The sequence below is a fragment of the Mycobacterium sp. PO1 genome (genome assembly GCF_017312405.1).
Taxonomy (GTDB): domain Bacteria; phylum Actinomycetota; class Actinomycetes; order Mycobacteriales; family Mycobacteriaceae; genus Mycobacterium.
On sequence record NZ_BLTG01000046.1, the window covers coordinates 43707 to 64200 of the forward strand.

General features: G+C 68.8%; 19 protein-coding genes and 1 riboswitch. Of the genes, 12 read left to right on the forward strand and 7 right to left on the reverse strand.

The window, feature by feature from the left end:
* The first annotated feature begins 1 nt into the window (after position 1).
* Both recG and J3476_RS16405 read left to right on the forward strand, forming a co-directional pair.
* The gene (recG, locus tag J3476_RS16400) at positions 2-2290 is read left to right on the forward strand and encodes an ATP-dependent DNA helicase RecG (protein ID WP_207067468.1); all 2289 of its coding nucleotides are present in this window, start codon (positions 2-4) and stop codon (positions 2288-2290) included.
* A complete protein-coding gene (locus tag J3476_RS16405; RefSeq protein ID WP_207067469.1) occupies positions 2287-3000 on the forward strand; it encodes an HNH endonuclease family protein in 714 nt (237 codons plus the stop codon). Before recG ends, J3476_RS16405 begins: the two co-directional genes overlap by 4 nt.
* A gap of 65 nt (positions 3001-3065) precedes the next feature.
* Here the strand turns inward: J3476_RS16405 and J3476_RS16410 are convergent, their stop codons facing one another.
* The 7 genes from J3476_RS16410 to J3476_RS16440 all read right to left on the reverse strand — a co-directional run bounded on the left by J3476_RS16410 (position 3066) and on the right by J3476_RS16440 (position 9939).
* The gene (locus tag J3476_RS16410; protein ID WP_207067470.1) at positions 3066-3839 is read right to left on the reverse strand and encodes an energy-coupling factor transporter transmembrane protein EcfT; all 774 of its coding nucleotides are present in this window, start codon (positions 3837-3839) and stop codon (positions 3066-3068) included.
* Positions 3836-5293, reverse strand: coding sequence for an ABC transporter ATP-binding protein (locus J3476_RS16415; RefSeq protein ID WP_207067471.1), 1458 nt, complete (start codon positions 5291-5293; stop codon positions 3836-3838). Before J3476_RS16415 ends, J3476_RS16410 begins: the two co-directional genes overlap by 4 nt.
* Positions 5293-5958 carry an ECF transporter S component gene (locus J3476_RS16420; protein WP_286183226.1) on the reverse strand — a complete coding sequence of 222 codons (666 nt, stop codon included), beginning with the start codon at positions 5956-5958 and terminating at the stop codon, positions 5293-5295. Before J3476_RS16420 ends, J3476_RS16415 begins: the two co-directional genes overlap by 1 nt.
* Positions 5947-6058: riboswitch (TPP riboswitch) on the reverse strand. It overlaps the preceding gene by 12 nt.
* Before the next feature lie 45 nt (positions 6059-6103).
* Complete coding sequence (locus J3476_RS16425; RefSeq protein WP_286183227.1) at positions 6104-6661, reverse strand: AAA family ATPase; 558 nt, start codon at positions 6659-6661, stop codon at positions 6104-6106.
* 11 nt (positions 6662-6672) lie between these two features.
* Entirely contained in the window at positions 6673-8019 is a 1347-nt protein-coding gene (locus tag J3476_RS16430) for an MBL fold metallo-hydrolase (protein ID WP_207067472.1), read from the reverse strand.
* A 63-nt stretch (positions 8020-8082) separates the two neighbouring features.
* On the reverse strand, positions 8083-8856 hold the full coding sequence (locus J3476_RS16435) for a sulfite exporter TauE/SafE family protein (RefSeq protein ID WP_207067473.1): 774 nt from the start codon (positions 8854-8856) through the stop codon (positions 8083-8085).
* Between the two features lie 243 nt (positions 8857-9099).
* The gene (locus tag J3476_RS16440) at positions 9100-9939 is read right to left on the reverse strand and encodes an aldo/keto reductase (protein WP_207067474.1); all 840 of its coding nucleotides are present in this window, start codon (positions 9937-9939) and stop codon (positions 9100-9102) included.
* 196 nt (positions 9940-10135) lie between these two features.
* Here J3476_RS16440 and J3476_RS16445 point away from each other — a divergent pair, with 196 nt between their 5' ends.
* From J3476_RS16445 to mutM, 10 genes are all read left to right on the forward strand, one after another.
* Positions 10136-11236, forward strand: coding sequence for an alpha/beta hydrolase fold domain-containing protein (locus J3476_RS16445; protein WP_207067475.1), 1101 nt, complete (start codon positions 10136-10138; stop codon positions 11234-11236).
* Between the two features lie 31 nt (positions 11237-11267).
* Positions 11268-12035 (forward strand): DsbA family protein, encoded by a 768-nt coding sequence (locus J3476_RS16450; RefSeq protein ID WP_207067476.1) that lies wholly within the window; start codon positions 11268-11270, stop codon positions 12033-12035.
* Positions 12032-12664 (forward strand): vitamin K epoxide reductase family protein, encoded by a 633-nt coding sequence (locus tag J3476_RS16455; protein WP_207067477.1) that lies wholly within the window; start codon positions 12032-12034, stop codon positions 12662-12664. Before J3476_RS16450 ends, J3476_RS16455 begins: the two co-directional genes overlap by 4 nt.
* Positions 12665-12717: 53 nt before the next feature.
* Entirely contained in the window at positions 12718-16146 is a 3429-nt protein-coding gene (locus J3476_RS16460; protein ID WP_207067567.1) for a pyruvate carboxylase, read from the forward strand.
* On the forward strand, positions 16143-16754 hold the full coding sequence (gene rsmD, locus J3476_RS16465; protein WP_207067568.1) for a 16S rRNA (guanine(966)-N(2))-methyltransferase RsmD: 612 nt from the start codon (positions 16143-16145) through the stop codon (positions 16752-16754). The genes J3476_RS16460 and rsmD overlap by 4 nt, the downstream gene beginning before the upstream one ends.
* 11 nt (positions 16755-16765) lie before the next feature.
* Positions 16766-17248, forward strand: a complete 483-nt coding sequence (gene coaD / locus J3476_RS16470; protein WP_207067478.1) for a pantetheine-phosphate adenylyltransferase — start codon at positions 16766-16768, stop codon at positions 17246-17248.
* Positions 17249-17401: 153 nt separating this feature from the next.
* Positions 17402-18139, forward strand: coding sequence for a cell division protein SepIVA (gene sepIVA, locus J3476_RS16475; protein ID WP_152516608.1), 738 nt, complete (start codon positions 17402-17404; stop codon positions 18137-18139).
* Between the two features lie 65 nt (positions 18140-18204).
* The gene (locus tag J3476_RS16480; protein WP_207067479.1) at positions 18205-18819 is read left to right on the forward strand and encodes a DUF177 domain-containing protein; all 615 of its coding nucleotides are present in this window, start codon (positions 18205-18207) and stop codon (positions 18817-18819) included.
* Positions 18816-19511, forward strand: a complete 696-nt coding sequence (gene rnc / locus J3476_RS16485; RefSeq protein WP_152516610.1) for a ribonuclease III — start codon at positions 18816-18818, stop codon at positions 19509-19511. The genes J3476_RS16480 and rnc overlap by 4 nt, the downstream gene beginning before the upstream one ends.
* Positions 19504-20481: a bifunctional DNA-formamidopyrimidine glycosylase/DNA-(apurinic or apyrimidinic site) lyase gene (gene mutM, locus J3476_RS16490; RefSeq protein ID WP_207067480.1), complete on the forward strand. Its 978-nt coding sequence runs from the start codon at positions 19504-19506 to the stop codon at positions 20479-20481. The genes rnc and mutM overlap by 8 nt, the downstream gene beginning before the upstream one ends.
* The last annotated feature ends 13 nt before the right edge of the window (positions 20482-20494 follow it).

A 20494-nucleotide genomic window follows, 5' to 3' on the forward strand; every position in this document is an offset into this window, starting at 1 on the left:
GATGGCCACACTGGACGACCGCCTCGATTTCGTGCTCGGCAAGAAGGCCGCCGATCAACTCGACGAGTACTTCGGGATCCGGACGGTCGGCGAGCTGATCCGGTACTTCCCACGCAAGTACAGCGACGCGATGACGACCCGCGGTGAGGGGGAGGCCCTCGACCTCGCCGAGGGCGAACACGTCACGTTCGTCGACACCATCACCAGCGCCGAAACCAAATGGACCAATCGGACTCCCAAGCGGGATTTTCTGGTCGTCACGCTGGGGCAGCGGCGCCCGAAGGTCACCGCGACGTTCTTCAACCCGCGGTATCTGAAGAAGACGCTCGTCGCCGGCGCCCGCGTCATGCTCTCGGGTGAGGTCGGCTACTACCGCGGGACGATGCAACTGACACACCCCGCGTTCATGGTGCTCGGCACCGCAGGCCGAAGGAACATAGGTACCAAGGCGCTGACGTCCGTGGCCACGGCGACGGGGGCTTCCGGAGACGACCTCCTCGCCGAGTTCGAGAAGGAGTTCTTCCCGATCTACCCGGCGAGTGCCAAGATGCAGACCTGGGAGATCTACGCCTGCGTGCGTCAAGCGCTCGACGTGTTGGACCCCATCCCGGAGTCATTGCCGAAAACCTATGTGCGCGAACACGCTTTGATGTCGGAGGACGAGGCGCTGCGAGCGATCCACGTCGCCGAGACCGAGGCTTGCCGCGACCGCGCCATCGAGCGGCTCACCCACGACGAGGCGGTCGGGCTGCAGTGGGGCCTGGTGGTTCGGCGCAACAGTGAGCTCGGTGCGTCCGCGCCGCAGGCGCCTGTGCGTACGGACGGATTGGTGGCGGCCATGACGGGCCAGTTGCCGTTCGAGCTGACCGCGGGCCAGCGGGAAGTTCTCGAGGTGATCTCCACCGAGCTCGCCGCGGCACGGCCGATGAACCGGATGCTGCAGGGTGAGGTCGGTTCGGGAAAGACGATCGTCTCGGTGTTGGCGATGCTCCAGCTCGTCGACGCGGGCTATCAGTGTGCGCTGCTGGCGCCGACGGAAGTCCTTGCCGCCCAGCATGCCCTGTCGATCCGCACCATGCTCGGTGCGCTGGGGATGGCCGGTCAGCTCGGGGGAGCCGAGTGCGCCACCCGGGTGGCGTTGTTGACGGGATCGATGACGGCGCAGCAGAAGCGTGAGGTGCGCGACGAGGTGGCCTCCGGGCAGGCGGGCATCGTCATCGGTACGCACGCCCTGCTGCAGGACACCGTCGAATTCCACCGCCTCGGCATGGTGGTGGTCGACGAGCAGCACCGTTTCGGTGTCGAGCAGCGGGACCGATTGCGCGCCAAGGCTCCCGAGGGCATCACCCCGCACCTGCTGGTGATGACCGCGACACCGATTCCGCGCACCGTGGCGCTCACCGTCTACGGCGACCTGGAGACCTCCACGCTGCGGGAGCTGCCGCGGGGCCGCCAGCCGATCACCACCAACACGATCTTCGCCCAGCAGAAGCCCGCCTGGCTGAGTCGGGCGTGGGCGCGGATCGCCGAGGAAGTCCGCGCCGGACGGCAGGCGTACGTGGTTGCCTCGCGCATCGACGAGAACGACACCGCCGCCGACGACAAGCCCGCCAATGCCGACAAGGGCACCAAGAGCGCCAAGAAGGCCAAGAACGACAAGAAAGACGACGAGAAGGAACAGGGTCCACCACCGATCGCCGTGGTGGACCTCTTCGCCGTGCTGCATCAGGGGCCGCTGGCCGGTCTCCGGTTGGGCCTGATGCACGGGCGATTACCCAGCGACGAGAAGGACGCCGTCATGGCCGCGTTCCGGGCCGGCGAGATCGACGTGCTGGTGTGCACCACGGTCATCGAAGTCGGCGTCGACGTGCCGAACGCCACCGTGATGGTCGTGATGGACGCCGATCGGTTCGGGATCAGCCAGCTGCATCAGCTGCGGGGCCGGATCGGGCGCGGCCAGCACCCCAGCTTGTGTCTGCTGGTGAGCAACCTGCCCGAGGGTTCGAAAGCGGGCAGGCGTCTGACGGCGGTGGCCGGCACCCAGGACGGGTTCAAACTCGCCGAACTCGACCTGCAGGAGCGCAGTGAGGGTGATGTGCTGGGCTTGAGTCAACACGGCCGTCCGATCACGTTGCGATTCCTGTCGCTGTCCGAGCACCGCGAGATCATCGAGGATGCCCGGGACTTGTGTGAAGCGGTCTACGACTTCAACCCCGGTGACGCCGGGATGGCGTTCCTGTCGGCGCCGTTCACCGATACCGACCGCCTCGATTATCTGGACAAGTCTTGAGTCGCAGGCAGATCCTGTGGCTGGCGGTTGCGGTTGCGGTGGCCCTGGCCGTGTTCGTCGCCGTCCAGGTCGTCGACGATTCCCGGCAGCCCTCGGAGTTGATCGCTCAGGCCGACGTCCCCACCGTCGCCCCCGGCGTCGATGTCCTCGCCGGTGTCGCCGAGATCCCCGAGCGGGTACGGGGATACGACTACCGGCGCGACGCGTTCGGAGAGGCATGGACCGATGAAACCACCGCCCCCGGAGGCTTCAACGGGTGCGACACCCGCAACGACATCCTCGACCGTGACCTGATCGACAAGACATATGTGGCGATCTCACGTTGCCCGACGGCGGTGGCCACCGGGGTGCTGCGCGATCCCTACACCAACTCCACAGTCGCCTTCACCCGTGGTGAACAGACCGGGGCCGAGGTGCAGATCGATCATCTGGTGCCGCTGGCGCTGGCGTGGGATCTCGGGGCGCGGAACTGGACGGACGAGATGCGGGTGCGTTTCGCCAACGATCCCGCGAACCTCATCGCCGTCGCCGGTGATGCCAACCAGGACAAGGGCGACAAGCAGCCCGCGCTGTGGATGCCGCCCAACGAGGCATTCCACTGCCAGTACGCGATGCAATTCATCGCGGTGTTACGGGGGTACGACCTACCGGTGGACGCCGCGTCGGCGCCGGTGCTGCAGGAGGCTGCGCAGACCTGCCCCGCAGCGTGAGGCCGTGAATATCGCCGGCATCTCAGCAACCCGGCACCGCCGCGACAATGCGGGCGACCCAACCGTCATCGTCCACCGATGAACTGCCAGGTGCCCGCGGCCACCGCGACCGCGATGGCCGTGGCCGCAATGACAGTGCCATAGGCGATCAGGGCCGCTTCGCGCCAGCCGAACAACGACGGCCGTGCCCAGGTTCTGGTCGGGTGGGCGCCGAATCCGCGGGCCTCCATGGCGGTTGCCAGTTTGGAACCGCGGCGCAGCGCGAAAACCAGCAGGGCGAACGCCTGTCCGAAGACGCGCCGAATTCGGTTGGTGTCGGCGACCCCGCGAGCCCGGCGGGCGTAACCGAGATACTGCCAGTCCTGGCGCAGCAGGCCGACCATGCGCAGCCCCGCCAGCGCTCCGATGACGAAGCGGGCGGGGAGTTTCAGCACCTGCCCCAACCCGTCGGCGAGTTGGGTCGGGCTGACATCGACGAACAACAACACCGACGGCAGGGCGATGGCAAGCACCCGCAGGAACATCGCGCCCGCAAGCTCGATGGAGCCGTCGCTGACGTTGATCAACAGGAAGTGCCAGTGCACGGTGCCGCTCGGCTCCCCGTAGAGCAGGTTTGTCAGCGCGGTCAACGCGGCCGCGACGGTGACCACGGCGCCGCGGACCGCTACGGTGCGCAGGCGGATTCTGAGCGCGAGAAACAGTGGGATCTCCAGCATCAGAGCGGTCAGTGCCGACACCCAGTCGACGCTGAGCACCAACGCCACGGCGATCACCGCTGCCGTCAGCAACGTCGCGACAGGATTGAGGGCCGGACGGGTTCCGGCATCCAGCGATGTCACCGCAGCTCCACCCGGTCGTCGGCGAGCAGCTCGACGAACTCGTCATCGTGGGTGGCGGCGACGACCGCGGTTCCGCCGTCGGCGATTTCGGACAGCAACGCGACGAGCTCGACCCAGGTGCGTCGATCCTGGCCGAAGGTGGGCTCGTCGAGGACGATCAACGCCGGCCGGGTGATCAGGACGGTGGCCACGGACAGGCGGCGCTTCTCGCCGCCCGAGAGGGTGTAGGGATTGCGATGCGCGAGGTGGCTCAGGCGCAGCCGGTCGAGCAGCTCGTCGGCCCGGGCGGCGGCCTCGGTGCTGTTGTGGCGCAGCGCTTTCGGTCCGAGCAGTATCTCGTCGCGCACGCTGCCGGTCAGGAACTGGTGTTCGGGGTCCTGAAAGACGGTGGCGATGCGGGTGAGCAACTCCTTGGAGCGCCAGCCGATGGGTTCCACACGTCTGGGTGAGGGGGCGAACTGCGCCTGCGCGCGGAGCCGGCCGCCCTGCGGCGGCAACAAGCCGCCCAGGGTCAGCGCCAGCGTCGATTTCCCGCTGCCGTTACGCCCGGTCACGGCCATCACCCGGCCCCTGCGGATCTGGAAGTCCAGGCCCGCGCGAACCGGGGCGGCGGGGTAGCCGACTGAGAGGTCGGTGGCGCTCAGCAGGGGGTCGTCGGCCGCCGGACGGTGCCGGAAGATCCGCGGCGGGGGAGCTCCGGGCACCCAGATCCCGGACTGCAGCAGGTGTTCGCGCTGGCGCGCGATGGTCGGCTCCGGCGCGCCGTCGGCCACCACCTGACCGTTCGGGCCCAGGACGACGACGCGGTCGACGACGGGCAGCCAGGTCTGGGTGCGGTGCTCCACCACGACCACGGTGGCGCCGCTGGCTTCGGCGGCCGCGGTCACCGCATCACGGACCTCGAGGACCCCTTCGGAGTCCAGATTCGCGGTGGGCTCGTCGAGCAGGATCAGGCCCGGATTCATCGCCAGCACCCCGGCGAGTGCCAGGCGCTGCTTCTGACCGCCCGACAGAGTGGAGGTGTCTTGCGATACAGGAAGATTCAGACCCACGGAGCGAAGGGCGGTGTCGACGCGCGGCCAGATCGCTGCGCGTGGCACCCCGAAGTTCTCCATGCCGAAGGCCACGTCGTCGCCCACCCGCGACAGGATCACCTGCGAATCCGGGTCCTGCAGCACCATTCCGATGAGCCCGCGTCGATCGGCGGGACGAGATCCGTCGACGAGGAGACGACCCGTCTCGTGTCCCTCGTCGGCGCCACCCAGCAGCCCGGCAAGGCCCAGCAGCAGAGTGGACTTTCCGGAGCCGGACGGCCCCAACACCAGGACCCGTTGGCCGGCCTCGATGTCGAGGTCGAGTTCGCTGACCGCCCAAGTGTTCTGCCCGGCGTGCTGCCAACCCCAGTGCTGCGCCGTCACGCGGGCGCCGACGCGGGTGGACGCCGCGGAGGGCATCAGGTGGCGGAACGCGCGAACGCCCGCCCGGACTCGAAGCGGCTCAGGGCGCCGGTCCTGGCCAGGCCTCTGACGACGAACCAGGACAGGACCCCGGCGATGACGGCGCCGGAGACCACCGCTGATGCCGTGTAGATGACCGCGAACGCGGTGGTGGCCCCCGGGTACCAGAGGATCAGGTCGTTGACGGCCAACGCGACCCCGGCCAGCGCGCCGGCGAGGATCGCGACGGGCAGGTTCCACCGCCGGTACAGAAACACGGCGAACACGAGTTCGGCGCCGAGGCCCTGCACGAGCCCCGATTCGATGGTCAGCACGCCCCATTGGTTGCCGACCAACGCCGACACAGTAGCCGCGACGACTTCGCCGTACAGTGCTGCGCCTGGCTTGCGGATGACCAGTGCCGTGAGCACACCGGCGAACAGCCACCCGCCACCGGCGAGCGCTTGCAGGCCGGGCAGCAGTGCGTTCAGCGGCGCGGTGATCGGGCTGTGCGCGACGTTCCAGATGACGAACACCAATCCGGCCGCGACGGCGAGCACGCTGGCGACCACGATGTCGACCACGCGCCAGCGCAACGACCCGGTGCCGTGAAACGACCCGGTGCCATGAAAGGACCCGGTGCCGTGAAAAGACCCGGTGTCATCAGGGTGGGGCTGATCCATCACATCTCCCTACGCCGGCATTACCCGGTCAGGTTCGTACGGTCGACGGCCGTCAGCCGTCCTCTCAGCGCACTCGGTGTGCACTCCCGTGTGGAACCTCCCAAGCTACTGCAGAGCGCGAAGATGGCGCCACGCCGGGCATCGGTCACCGCCGGTGAAAGCTCCAGGACCACCCGGCGCCGGTCTCGACCGCGGTGACGTCGGCGGCCGCCTGGGGCGCGAACTCGCTGATGAACTGCTCCTCCTGAGCCGCCCAGCGGTCCCAGTGCGGGCGGTAGGTGTCGCCGTCGCGGTGCAGGGCGCGACGGCGGCGCACCTCGTCGGGGGCGGTCACCCAGATGCCGAGATCGGCCAGCTCGCGATGCGCGGCGGACAGCGCGCCGACCCCCTCCACGATGAGTCGGGTGCCGGGCTCGACCGTGTGCCAGGGTCCGGGGGCGCCGGTGGCCCAGTCCCACTGGCGCCATCGTCCCGGGTGACCGTGTGCGCGGGGTGCGAGTAGTCGGGTGCCGACGTGCTCGACCGCCCACGCCAGCCCGTCCCAGCCCGGGTAGATGTCGTCGAGGCGGACGACCGAACTGGCCGACCACCGCCGCTGCAGGTGGTCGGCCAGCGTCGACTTTCCCGCGCCCGACCGTCCGTCGATCAGCACGGTCGTCGCGTCGGCGGCGACGAGGCTGACGACCAGATCGTCGGGGGTCACGTCCGCGAACCCTAGGACACCAGGGCGGACTCGGGGGCCTTGTCGAAGGCGTCGTCGATGAGCACGACCGCGCGATCCGCGCGTTCGATGAGCGAGCAGGCGATGGAGGCCCGGTAGCCGGAACCGCAGTGCACCCAGACTTCACCGGCCGGCACCTCGTCGCGGCGGGCGAGCAGCTCGTGCAGCGGAATGTTGAGCGCGCCGCGGATGTGGCCGCCGTCGAATTCAGTCGTCTGGCGCACGTCGAGAACGGTCACCTCGTCGCGGTCCAGCGCGCCCGCGAGGTCGTCGAACGCGGCCACTCGATAGCTCTGCAGTGCTTCACCGCCGGCCAGCGCGGAGATGTCACCGGCGGCGGAACCGGTGACGTTGTCGACTCCGATGCGGGCCAGTTCCCTTCTCGCCGAGAGAATCTGGTCGCGATCCTCACCGACCAGGGTCATCGGGGCACCCCAGCGGTACAGCCAGCCGAGATACGTCGCGAACTGTGTGGACAACTCGAAGCCGAAGGTTCCGGCGAGATGGCCGGCCGCGAAGGCGGTGCGGCTGCGCAGGTCGACCACCCATTCGCCGGAATCGATGCGGCGGCGCAGCTCTGCCGGGTCCACCGGTTCGGGCAGGGACAGGTCGACGGGAGCAGGACCTTCGGTGTTGATGACGCCCATGTGCGCGTAGTAGGCCGGATACGCGCCCAGACCGGCCAGCAGTTGGTCGACATAGGTCTGCTCGTCGTTGGTCAGGGCCGGATTGTTCTGCCGCTCGTCGCCGATGGTCGAGCTGTCGCCGCTGGCCGGCGTCGCCGAACAGAAGCTGCCGAAACCGTGGGTCGGATAGACCTCGACGTCGTCGCCGAGTTCGTGGGCCAGCCGGCGCACCGAGTGGTACTGCGCGTGAGTGAGCTCGACGGTGTCGTCGTCGTCGACCAGATCGGTTCGCCCGGTCGTGCCGTGCAGCATCGAGCCGCCGGTGAACACCCCGACGGCCGAACCCGACACGTCGCGGAGGACATAGCTCACGTGCGTGTGCGTGTGGCCCGGGGTGTGCAGCACCGCAAAGCTCATCGGGCCGACGTCGACGACGTCTCCGTCGCTCACCGCCCGGCGGGTGAACCCCACGTCATCGCCGTCCGCGACGACGTATTCGGCGCCGAGGGTGCGGGCGAGTTCCAGGCCGCCGGTCACGTAGTCGTTGTGGATGTGGGTCTCCAGAACGTGGGTGATCGAGACGCCCTTCTCGTCGGCGAGGTCGAGGACGCGGTCGATGTCGCGTTGCGGATCGATCACCGCGGCGCGCCCTTCGGCGCTGACCAGATAGCTGCGGTCGCCCAGGCCGGATGTCTCGATGATGGTCACGTCCATGGTGTTCCTCCCGTGTGATGGTTGGTGTCGGATCGGTGCAATTGGGGTCAGTGCGGTCGGGGGTCAGTGCAGCCAGATCGTGTCGACGACGACGAAGGTCGCGACGGCGAAGACCAGGTAGGCGAACCAGCGTTGCAACCGTTCGGTCTGCAGGCGGGTGGCCAGCGACCCGGCGATCAGCGAGCAGACCGTGGCGGCGCCGGCGAACGACGCGGTGACGGCCCAGTCGATCTGCAGGCCCTGCAGGTGGGACAGGAACCCGGCTGCGGAGTTGACGACGATGATCAGCAGTGAGGTGCCCACGGCGATCGTCATGTCCACCCCGAGCGCGATGACCAGTGCGGGGATGATCAGGAACCCCCCGCCGACCCCGAACAGTCCGGTGAGCACACCGACCAGTGCGCCGGCCGGGATGGATCGCGGAGCGCATCGGCGCCAGTCGATGCCGTCCTGGCCGACGTCACAGGCGGTGCCGGTGCTCGCGGTGTCCTTGAGCATCCGCGCCCCGGCCAGCACCATGACCGCGGCGAAGCCGATCAGCAGCGCACTCTGGGGCAGGCGTGTGCTGATCGCGGTCCCGGCGAACGTCGCCGGAATGCCTGCGGCGGCGAACACCGCAGCCAGGCGCCACTGCACCTGTCCGGCGCGGATGCGCGGCACGGCCCCCACCGCCGAGGCCACCCCCACGACCAGCAGCGAGATCGGGATCGCCTGGCGCATGTCCAGGCCGACCGCGTAGACCAGGGCGGGGACCGCCAGGATCGACCCACCGCCGCCGAGTAGGCCCAGCAGCACCCCGATCAGCGCCCCGAAGCCGAGGGCGACGGCGAGCGTCATACCGGTGTGCCTCCTTGTCCGTTCGACGGCCGCGGTGCGGATGCCTGCCCGCTTCAAATACACCCCATGGGGTATTTCTAAACATACGGGGGACCGTTGGCGGCATCACCACCGCCGTCGGGCAGGAGTCATCGGCCACGCCCGAACACACCTGAACACGGGCATGACGGCGCGCGGGACTGCTCGGAGGAGGGGGCGCTGCACGACGTCAGCGCTGGAGGGAAGCTGGAGGAGGCGGGTGAATCAGGCGCCGGTATAGGTTTCCGGATCCGGACGGAACCGGGTGCCGTTGTCGAGGCCGTTCAACGACGCCATCTGGTCGTCGGTCAGTTCGAACCCGAAGACGTCCAGGTTGGAAGCGATCCGCTCCGGCGAGGAAGACCGGGGAATGACGACGTTGCCGAGTTGCAGGCTCCACCGGATGAGCACCTGCGCCGGGGTCTTGTCCTGGGCCTCGGCGATCGCTGTGACGGCAGGGTTGGACAGCAGATTGCCCACACCCAGCGGGCCGTAGGCCTCGGTGGTGATGCCGTTCTCGGCGTTCACGGCCCGCAGTTCGGCCTGGTTCAGCAGCGGGTGGAGCTCGATCTGGTTGACCGCCGGGGTGAAGAACGACAGCGCGATGAGATCCTCGAGGTGCTGGGCGTGGGAGTTGCACACGCCGATCGAACGGGAATGACCGTCCTCCTTGGCGCGCATCAGTCCGCCCCAGCTGTCGATGTATTTGCCGTGCTCACCGCCCGGCCAGTGGATCAGGTACAGGTCGACGTAGTCGAGGCCGAGACGTTCCAGGCTGCGCCGGAGCGCGTCCTGCGAGGACTGGAAACCCTGATCCTCGGTGGCCAGCTTGGTGGTGATGAACAACTCGTCGCGGGCGATGCCCGATGCCGCGACCGCGCGACCCACGGCCGCCTCGTTGCCGTAGGCGGCGGCGGTGTCGATCATCCGGTAGCCGGCCTCCAGCGCGGCCGACACCGCCTGCTCGGTCTCCGCCTCGGACAGTTCACCCACTCCGAGGCCGATGACCGGCATCGTGTTGTCGTCGTTGAGTGTGACGGTGGGGATTGCTGCCGCCGAGGTCATGTCACCTGCCCTGCTGAAGTGGATGCTCGTAGGTGGCCCCGGCGTTCACCCGCAGTGGGTCCGGAGTCACGATTTCGCCGTTGACTATATTGCCGCCACCGATGGTCACCTAATCTGCTTCGGGATCGGACCCAACTGCTGTCGGCGCCACCAGGGCGCGACCTGCCCGGGTCCGGGTGAGACAGATGGAGCACACATGACGCAGACGAGTATCGCGCCGACGCAGCGCCCGAAGATCCGCACCGTCGACGTCGTCGCCAACAAGGTTGCGGGCGTGACCCTGCGCGCGCTGCCGCACATACCCGACCGGATCAAGCGGTTGCTGATGGGTGGGCGGTCGATCACCCTCGACGGCAACACCCTCGACGTCACCCTGCAGCTGATGCTCGCCGGCCAGCGGGCGCTGGGACTCGACGGGCTGGTCGGCGACGACGATCACGTCACCGCGCGGGCCCAGCTCGAGCTGCTGGCCGCCAGTTTCGCCGAGCGCATCCCGGTCACATCGGTGACCGACATCGAGGTGGACGGTGCCGCCGGACCGGTCCGGGCCCGGCACTATCGCCCCGCCGAATCCGGCGCCCCGCTGCTGGTGTTCTTCCACGGCGGCGGACACGTGATGGGCAGTCTCGACACCCACGACGACCTGTGCCGTGAGATCTGTCGCGCCGGTGGTCTGCACGTGGTCTCCGTCGACTACCGCCTGGCGCCCGAGCATCCGGCCCCGGCCGGAGCCGAGGACGCCTACGCCGCGTACCTGTGGGCGCGCGAGCACGCCGCCGAGCTGGGCGCCGATCCGCACCGAGTCGCCGTCGGAGGCGACAGTGCCGGGGCGAACCTGGCGGCGTTGGCGTCGCTGCGGGCGCGCGACGAGGGGGTGTCGCCCCCGAGTCTGCAGGTGCTGTTGTATCCGGTGACCGACTACGAAAGCCAGACCAGGTCCAAGACCCTGTTCGCCCGCGGGTTCTTCCTCACCCGCCGCGACATCGCCTGGTTCAAGGAGCGGTTTCTCGGCGGCTCCCGGTTCGACGCCACCGCCCCGGAGGTGTCCCCGCTGCTCGTCGACGATCTCTCGGGCCTGGCCCCGGCGCTGGTGGTCACCGCCGGCTTCGACCCGCTGCGTGACGAGGGCAGGCAGTACGCCGACGCGATGCGCGCGGCGGGCACCGCGGTGGACTACCGCGAGTACGGGCCGGTCGTGCACGGCTTCGCCAACTTCTTCACCCTCGGTGGGGCGAGTGCGACCGCCACCTCGGAGGTCATCTCGGCCATCCGCGCGCATTTGACCCGCGCCGGCTAAACCCGCGTTTGCGCGCCGGTACGCTGTGTCCGTGGCCTCCAAACCCAAGAAGAACGCGCGGTACGACCTGAAGGCAGCGGACCGGAAGCGCAACCTGTTCGTGCAGATCGGGCTGACCTCGGTCGTGGTGCTGTTCGCCGCCGCGCTCATCCTCTACATCCTGATGTCGGCGGACGACAAGCCCACCGCGGGCGAGACCAAGTCGGTGCGCGTGGCGTCCAACAGCGTGATCACCAAGGAGGGCACCGACGAGCCCAAGGCCGTCATCTCGCTGTACGAGGACGCGTTGTGCCCGCACTGCGCGGCGCTGGAGCAGCAGTTCGGTCCGACCCTGGCCAACATCGCCGACTCGGGCGCGGCGGCCGTCGACTACTACATGGTCGGCATCCTGGACCGCCCGCAGAACAACAACTATCCGTCGCGAGCCGGTGGGGCCGCCTACTGCGTGGCCGACGAATCGGTCGACGCCTTCAAGCGCTTCCACTCCGCGCTGTTCGCGCAGCAACCCAGCGAGATGGGAACTTCCTACCCGGACAACGCGCAATTGGTCGAACTGGCCCGCCAGGCCGGCGCCTCGGGCAACGTCCCCGAATGCATCAACAAGGGCACCTACGTCGACATGGTCGCCGGCATGGCGGGCGCCACCGGCATCAAGGCCACCCCGACGCTGCGCATCAACGGCGAGGAATACCAGTACAGCACCCCCGAGGCGCTGGTCGCCAAGATCGAAGAGATCGTCGGTGACGTGCCCGGCCTCCAGGCGGCGCCGCCCGCGCAGGCGCCCACCCCGGCGTCATGACCGTCACCGCGGACCCGGTGGGCCAGGACGCCCCGTCCAGCGGCCGGGCGGGCGGGGTCGCGGTTCCGCGCAGTAGCGCGCTGTGGGTGCTGATCGCCGGATTCGTCGGGCTGGCAGCGGCGCTGACGCTGACGATCGAGAAGATCGAACTGCTCATCAACCCCGACTATGTGCCGACCTGCAGCATCAACCCGGTGCTGTCCTGCGGATCGGTGATGACCACCCCGCAGGCATCGCTGTTCGGCTTCCCCAATCCGCTCATCGGGATCGTGTCCTTCGCCGTGGTCCTCGTCACCGGCGTCCTGGCCGTCGGGCGGGTGCGGTTGCCCCGCTGGTACTGGGCGGGCCTGACCGTCGGCACCCTGGCGGGCACCGTCTTCGTGCACTGGCTGATCTTCCAGAGCCTCTACCGCATCGGCGCGCTGTGCCCGTACTGCATGGTGGTGTGGGCGGTGACCATCCCGCTACTCGTGGTGACCGCCGGCATCGCGTTGGCCCCCCAGCGCAGCGGTTCACGCCTGGTCAGAACGCTGTACAGCTGGCGCTGGTCGGTCGTGACGCTGTGGTTCGCCGCGGTCGTGCTGCTGATCCTCGTCCGGTTCTGGAATTACTGGTCGACCCTTCTCTGACCTGCACGTGGCCGATGCGGTTAGGGTGAACCGTGGCCGGTCAGAACTCTTCGATCTCCAAAGTCCTGGTAGCCAACCGCGGTGAGATCGCGATCCGTGCTTTTCGCGCGGCCTACGAGATGGGCATCGACACCGTCGCGGTGTACCCGTACGAGGACCGCAACTCGCTGCACCGGTTGAAAGCCGACGAGTCATATCAGATCGGCGAGACGGGTCATCCCGTCCGGGCCTATCTGTCGGTCTCGGAGATCATGCGGGTGGCTCTGGAAGCCGGGTGCGACGCTGTCTACCCCGGTTACGGATTCCTCTCGGAGAACCCGGAACTCGCCGCGGCCTGCGCGCAGGCCGGTATCACGTTCGTCGGCCCCAGCGCCGCGGTGCTCGAGCTGACCGGCAACAAGGCCCGCGCCATCGCGGCCGCCCGGGATGCCGGGTTGCCCGTGCTGGCCTCGTCGGAGCCGTCGGCCTCGGTGGACGACCTGGTGGCAGCCGCCGAAGGGATGGAGTTCCCGCTGTTCGTCAAGGCGGTGTCGGGCGGCGGCGGGCGCGGCATGCGCCGGGTGGCCGATCGCGCCGCGCTGCCCGAAGCGGTGGAGGCCGCCAGCCGGGAAGCCGAATCGGCGTTCGGCGACCCGATGGTCTATCTCGAGCAGGCGGTGCTGAACCCCCGTCACATCGAGGTGCAGATCCTGGCCGACGCCGACGGCAACGTGATGCATCTGTTCGAGCGGGACTGCAGCGTGCAACGCCGCCATCAGAAGGTGATCGAGCTGGCCCCGGCGCCGAACCTGTCCGAGGAACTGCGCACCAGGATCTGCCAGGACGCGGTGGCGTTCGCCCGCCAGATCGACTACACCTGCGCGGGCACGGTCGAGTTCCTGCTCGACGAGCGCGGGCATCACGTGTTCATCGAGTGCAATCCGCGGATCCAGGTGGAGCACACCGTCACCGAGGAGATCACCGACGTCGACCTGGTCTCCAGCCAGCTGCGTCTGGCATCGGGGGAGACGCTGGCGGATCTGGGCCTGTCCCAGGAGGGGATGCGGATCCGCGGGGCGGCCATGCAGTGCCGCATCACCACCGAGGACCCGACGAACGGGTTCCGTCCCGACACCGGCCGGATCACCGCCTACCGGTCGCCGGGAGGCGCCGGTATCCGCCTGGACGGCGGGGCGGTGCTGGGCGGGGAGATCGGCGCCCACTTCGACTCGATGCTGGTCAAACTCACCTGCCGGGGCCGCGACTTCGGCACTGCGGTCGCGCGTGCGCACCGCGCGCTGGCCGAGTTCCGCATCCGCGGGGTCTCGACGAACATCCCGTTCCTGCAGGCCGTCATCGACGACCCCGACTTCCGGGCCGGACGGGTGACCACGTCGTTCATCGACGAACGGCCCTACCTGCTGACGGCGCGCTCCCCGGCAGACCGCGGCACCAGGATACTGAACTACCTGGCCGATGTGACCGTCAACCAGCCGCACGGGCCGCGGCCGTCGACGGTCTATCCGCACGACAAGCTGCCCCAGATCGATCTGGACGCGATGCCGCCGCGGGGCAGCAAGCATCTGCTGACCGAGGTGGGTCCTGAGGCGTTCGCGCGCTGGATGCGGGAATCCAAGGCGATCGGGGTGACCGACACGACGTTCCGAGATGCGCACCAGTCGCTGCTGGCCACCCGGGTGCGTACGTCGGGACTGCTGATGGTCGCGCCCTACATCGCGCGGATGACGCCGCAGCTGCTGTCGATCGAGTGCTGGGGCGGGGCGACCTACGACGTCGCGCTGCGGTTCCTCAAGGAAGACCCGTGGGAGCGCTTGGCGGCGCTGCGCGAGGCCGTGCCCAACATCTGTCTGCAGATGCTGCTGCGGGGACGCAACACCGTCGGTTACACGCCGTATCCGGAGTCGGTGACCCACGCCTTCGTGCAGGAGGCCACGGCGACGGGCATCGACATCTACCGGATCTTCGATGCGCTCAACAACGTCGACTCGATGCGGCCGGCGATCGATGCGGTGCGCGAGACCGGCACCGCGGTGGCCGAAGTCGCGATGTCGTACACCGGTGACCTGTCGGACCCGGGGGAGAATCTCTACACGCTGGACTATTACCTCAAGCTCGCCGAGCAGATCGTCGACGCCGGCGCGCATGTGCTGGCGATCAAGGACATGGCGGGTCTGCTGCGCCCGCAGGCCGCCGCCACGCTGGTCGGGGCGCTGCGCAGCAGGTTCGACCTGCCGGTGCACGTGCACACCCACGACACCCCGGGCGGGCAGTTGGCCACCTATCTGGCGGCCTGGCAGGCCGGGGCGAACGCCGTCGACGGGGCGTCGGCGTCGCTGGCGGGGACGACGAGCCAGCCGGCGTTGAGTTCCATCGTCGCCGCGTCTGCTCACACCGAATACGACTCGGGGCTGTCGTTGTCGGCGGTCTGTGACCTGGAGCCGTACTGGGAGGCGCTGCGAAAGGTGTACGCGCCGTTCGAGTCCGGGCTGCCCGCCCCGACGGGCCGGGTGTATCACCACGAGATCCCCGGCGGGCAGCTGTCGAATCTGCGTCAGCAAGCCATCGCGCTGGGTCTCGGTGACCGCTTCGAGGAGGTCGAGGCGGCCTACGCCGGGGCGGACCGGATCCTGGGCCGGCTGGTCAAGGTGACGCCGTCGTCCAAGGTGGTCGGTGATCTGGCGCTGGCGCTCGTCGGCGCGGGCATCAGCGCCGACGAGTTCGCCGCCGACCCTGCGCGTTTCGACATCCCGGACTCGGTGATCGGCTTCCTGCGCGGGGAGCTGGGTGATCCGCCCGGTGGCTGGCCCGAGCCGTTGCGCAGCAAGGCGCTGGCGGGCCGGGCGCCGGCCAAACCGCAGGAGGAGCTGTCCGCCGAGGACACCGAGGCGCTCAGCCAGTCCGGTCCGGTCCGTCAGGCCACGCTGAACCGGCTGCTGTTCCCCGGTCCGACAAAGGAATTCGAGGCCCACCGGGAGCTCTACGGAGACACCTCGAGCCTGTCGGCCAACCAGTTCTTCTACGGCCTGCGCCACGGCGACGAACATCGTGTCACCCTCGAACGCGGTGTCCAGCTGCTCATCGGTCTGGAGGCGATCTCCGACCCCGACGAGCGGGGTATGCGCACGGTGATGTGCATCATCAACGGCCAGCTGCGCCCCGTCGTGGTGCGCGACCGCAGCATCGCCAGCGACGTTCCCGCCGCCGAGAAGGCCGACCGGACCAACCCCGACCACGTCGCCGCCCCGTTCGCCGGGGTGGTCACGGTCAGCGTCAGCGAGGGCGAGTCGGTCCAGGCGGGCCAGACCATCGCCACGATCGAGGCGATGAAGATGGAGGCTGCGATCACCGCTCCCAAGGCCGGTTCGGTCGCTCGGGTGGCCGTGTCGGCCACCGCCCAGGTCGAGGGCGGGGACCTGCTGGTGGTGGTCGACAGCGATGGGTCCACGCGCGACGCGCAGGCGACGACCGGGGGATCAGCCTGACCCGCATCGTGGCCGGCAGCCTGGGCGGGCGTCGCATCGCGGTGCCGCAACAGCGGTCCGGGCTGGGGACCCGGCCCACCACCGACCGGGTGCGGGAGTCGCTGTTCAACATGCTGGCCGCGCGCATCGACTTCGCCGGCATTGCGGTGCTCGACCTGTATGCCGGGTCCGGCGCGCTCGGCCTGGAGGCGTTGTCGCGCGGCGCCGCCTCGGCGCTGTTCGTGGAATCTGACGCCAGGGCGGCTGCGGTGATCGAACGCAACATCGCCGCGCTGGGGGTCGACGGTGCGACGGTGCGCCGGTCGGCCGTGGCCGCGGCGTTGAGCACCGGGGCGCCTGTGCCCGTGGACCTGGTGCTGGCCGACCCGCCCTATGAGGTCGAGGACGCGCAGGTGCTCGACATGCTGGCCGCGCTGGCGACCGGGCGGTGGGTCACCCCGGGCAGCGTGGTCGTCGTGGAGCGGTCGGCGTCAGGACCCGAGATCGCCTGGCCCGACGGCTGGACCCCGTGGCGGACCCGCCGCTACGGCGACACCCGTATCGAGCCCGCGCAACGGGACCGACGCGGCCTGTCGGGCACCCGGCCGGGCCGGGTGCCGCCCTGCTAGCGTCGCAATCCATGAGCGGTGCGGTATGCCCGGGGTCCTTCGATCCGGTGACGCTGGGTCACATCGACATCTTCGAACGCGCCGCGGCGCAATTCGACGAGGTCGTCGTCGCGATCCTGGTCAACCCCAACAAGAAAGGGATGTTCACCGTCGATGAGCGCATCGCGCTGATCGAGGAGTCGACGACCCATCTGCCGAACCTGCGCGTCGAGTCGGGGCAGGGGCTCGTCGTCGACTTCGTCAAGGACCGCGGGTTGACCGCCATCGTCAAAGGCCTGCGCACCGGCACCGATTTCGAGTACGAGCTGCAGATGGCGCAGATGAACAAGCACATCGCCGGGGTGGACACGTTCTTCGTCGCGACCACGCCGCGCTACTCGTTCGTGTCGTCGTCGTTGGCCAAGGAGGTTGCCTCGCTCGGCGGTGACGTCACCGAGTTGCTGCCGGCCGCGGTCAACGCCCGCCTGCGCGACAAGTTGGCCGAACGCTCCTGAGCCAGTGCATCCGCTTGTCGCGTTGTCCGTCCATGAGTTGACATAATGGGCGTCACCAGCAATTCACCACGACACACCGGTGCCGGTAGCTGAGTCACAGGCGTAACACCAGGCACACTGGTCACTGTCAAACTACGCCTGGAGGGTGTCGCCGTGTACCGAGTTTTTGAAGCGCTCGATGAATTGGGCGCAATCGTCGAAGAAGCGCGCGGCGTGCCGATGACGGCCGGTTGCGTGGTGCCCCGCGGTGACGTCCTCGAATTGATCGACGACATCAAGGACGCCATCCCGGGTGAGCTCGACGACGCCCAGGACGTGCTCGACGCGCGCGACGGGTTGCTGCGCGAGGCCAAGGATCACGCCGAGTCGACGGTGTCCACGGCCAACGCCGAAGCCGACTCGATGGTCAACCACGCCCGCGCGGAAGCCGACCGGTTGCTCTCCGACGCCAAAGCGCAGGCGGACCGGATGGTCGCCGAGGCGCGCCAGCACAGCGAACGCATGGTCGGGGAGGCCCGCGACGAGGCGGCGCGCATCGCGGCCACCGCCAAGCGGGAGTACGAGGCCAGCGTCGGGCGGGCCAAGTCCGAGGCCGACCGGCTGATCGAAAGCGGCAATCTCGCCTACGAGAAGGCTGTTCAGGAAGGCATCAAGGAACAGCAGCGGCTCGTGGCGCAGACCGAGATCGTCGCCACCGCCAACGCCGAGGCCACCCGGATGATCGACTCGGCGCACGCCGAGGCCGACCGGCTGCGCGGCGAATGCGACATCTACGTCGACAGCAAGCTCGCCGAGTTCGAGGACTTCCTCAACGGCACCCTGCGGTCGGTGGGCCGGGGCCGGCACCAGCTGCGCACCGCTGCGGGCACCCACGATTACGCGGCCCGCTGACCGGTTCGCAGCCACGACCGCGAGCACGCGATCGTTAGCCGGATTCCGGCCCGTACGATACGTGCATGGCGACGCATGCAAAGGCAGCGGCGCACCGCGGGTCACGGTCGCCCCTCGTGATCGACATTTCCCGGCTCGGTAGGCGCCCCGGTTCGATGATGACCGTCGAGACCACGGTGCCCAGTCCGTTGCGGATCGGCGTGGAGTTGATCGCCGTCGACGAGGGCGCACCCCTGGATCTGAACCTGCGGCTGGAGTCGGTGTCGGAGGGGGTTCTGGTCACCGGCACGGTGTCCGCGCCGACGTCGGGGGAGTGCGCGCGATGCCTGAACCCGCTCAGCGGTGACGTGGAGATCGACCTCACCGAACTGTTCGCCTACCCCGACAGCACGACCGACGAGACCACCGACGACGGCGAGGTCTCTCGTGTCAGCAGCGTCCGCGGCGCCGAGTCGGTGGACCTGGAGCAGCCGATCATCGACGCGATCGGACTGGTATTGCCGTTCTCCCCGGTGTGCGGCGACGACTGCGCCGGGTTGTGTCCCGACTGCGGTGTGCCGCTGGCCGACGCCGAACCTGGCCACCAGCACGAGAAGATCGATCCGCGCTGGGCCAAACTGGCGGAGCTCCGCGACCAGACGGCAGGTGGATCGCGGGAGCCCAGCGGAGACGAGCAGTGACGGCGGACCGTGCGCCTCTGCTGGCGGCGCTCGGCGTCGACCTGCCCGAAGAGTTGCTGACGATCGCGCTGACGCATCGCAGCTATTCCTATGAGAACGGTGGCCTGCCCACCAACGAACGCCTCGAGTTCCTCGGCGACTCGGTGCTCGGCCTGACGATCACCGAGGAGCTCTACCACCGTCACCCGGACCGCTCCGAGGGCGATCTCGCCAAGCTGCGAGCCAGCATCGTCAACACCCACGCACTCGCGGATGTCGGCCGCGCGCTGCCGCCCGAGGGGCTCGGCTCGTACCTGCTACTGGGCAAGGGCGAGGAGAACTCCGGCGGTGCGGACAAGTCCAGCATCCTGGCCGACGGCGTCGAATCCCTGTTGGGTGCGGTGTATCTGGAGCACGGCGCGAGCATCGCGCGCAAGGTCATCCTGAAGTTGTTCGGAGACCTGCTGGACACCGCGCCGACGCTGGGCGCCGGTCTGGACTGGAAGAGCAGCCTGCAGGAGCTGACCGCGTCGCGAGGGCTGGGCGCGCCGACCTACCTGGTGAGCTCCACCGGACCGGACCACGACAAGGAGTTCACCGCTGTGGTGGTCATCGCCGGGGTGGAGTACGGCAGGGGTGTGGGACGGACCAAGAAGGAGGCCGAGCTGCGCGCTGCCGCCGCGGCGTGGAACGCGCTGAACCCGGATGCCTGAGCTCCCCGAGGTCGAGGTCGTCCGGCGCGGGCTCGCGGCGCATGTCACCGGCAAGACCATCACCGCGGTGCGGGTGCATCACCCTCGGGCGGTGCGCCGTCACGAGGCGGGGCCGGCCGACCTGACCGCCCGGTTGCTCGGTAGCCGGATCAGCGGCACGGGCCGGCGGGGCAAGTATCTGTGGCTGACCCTCGACGAGGGTCCCGATGAGCCGCTTGCGCGAAGAGCATCTGCTTCCGATGAGCCGCTTGCGCGAAGAGCATCTGCTTCCGATGAGCCGCTTGCGCGAAGAGAATCTGACTCCGCCCTGGTCGTGCACCTGGGTATGAGCGGGCAGATGCTGCTGGGATCGACGCCCGGAGCGGGTGGCCCACAGCGTCAGCCCAACGAGAACCACCTGCGCATCGCGGCCCTGCTCGACGACGGGACGACAGTGAGTTTCGTCGATCAACGGACTTTCGGCGGATGGATGGTCACCGAGCTGGTCGATGTCGACGGCGCGCGGGTGCCCGAGCCGGTCGCCCACATCGCCCGGGATCCTCTGGACCCTGGGTTCGACCGCGACGCCGTGGTGGATGTGTTGCGGCACAAGAACTCCGAGATCAAGCGTCAGCTGCTGGACCAGACTGTCATCTCCGGCATCGGCAACATCTACGCCGATGAGGCCTTGTGGCGCGCCAAGGTCAACCCGACCAGGCTGGCGTCGGGTCTGTCGCGACGGAAGCTGGCCGAGTTGCTCGACGCCGCGGCCGCGGTGATGTCCGATGCGCTGGGCCAGGGCGGGACGTCGTTCGACTCGCTCTACGTGAACGTCAACGGTGAGTCGGGCTATTTCGACCGGTCGCTGGACGCGTACGGGCGTGACGGGCAGCCGTGCCGGCGATGCGGCGCGGTGATGCGCCGGGAGAAGTTCATGAACCGCTCGTCGTGCTACTGCCCTCGGTGTCAGCCCCGTCCCCGAGTCCGTTGAGTCTGGCCCACCG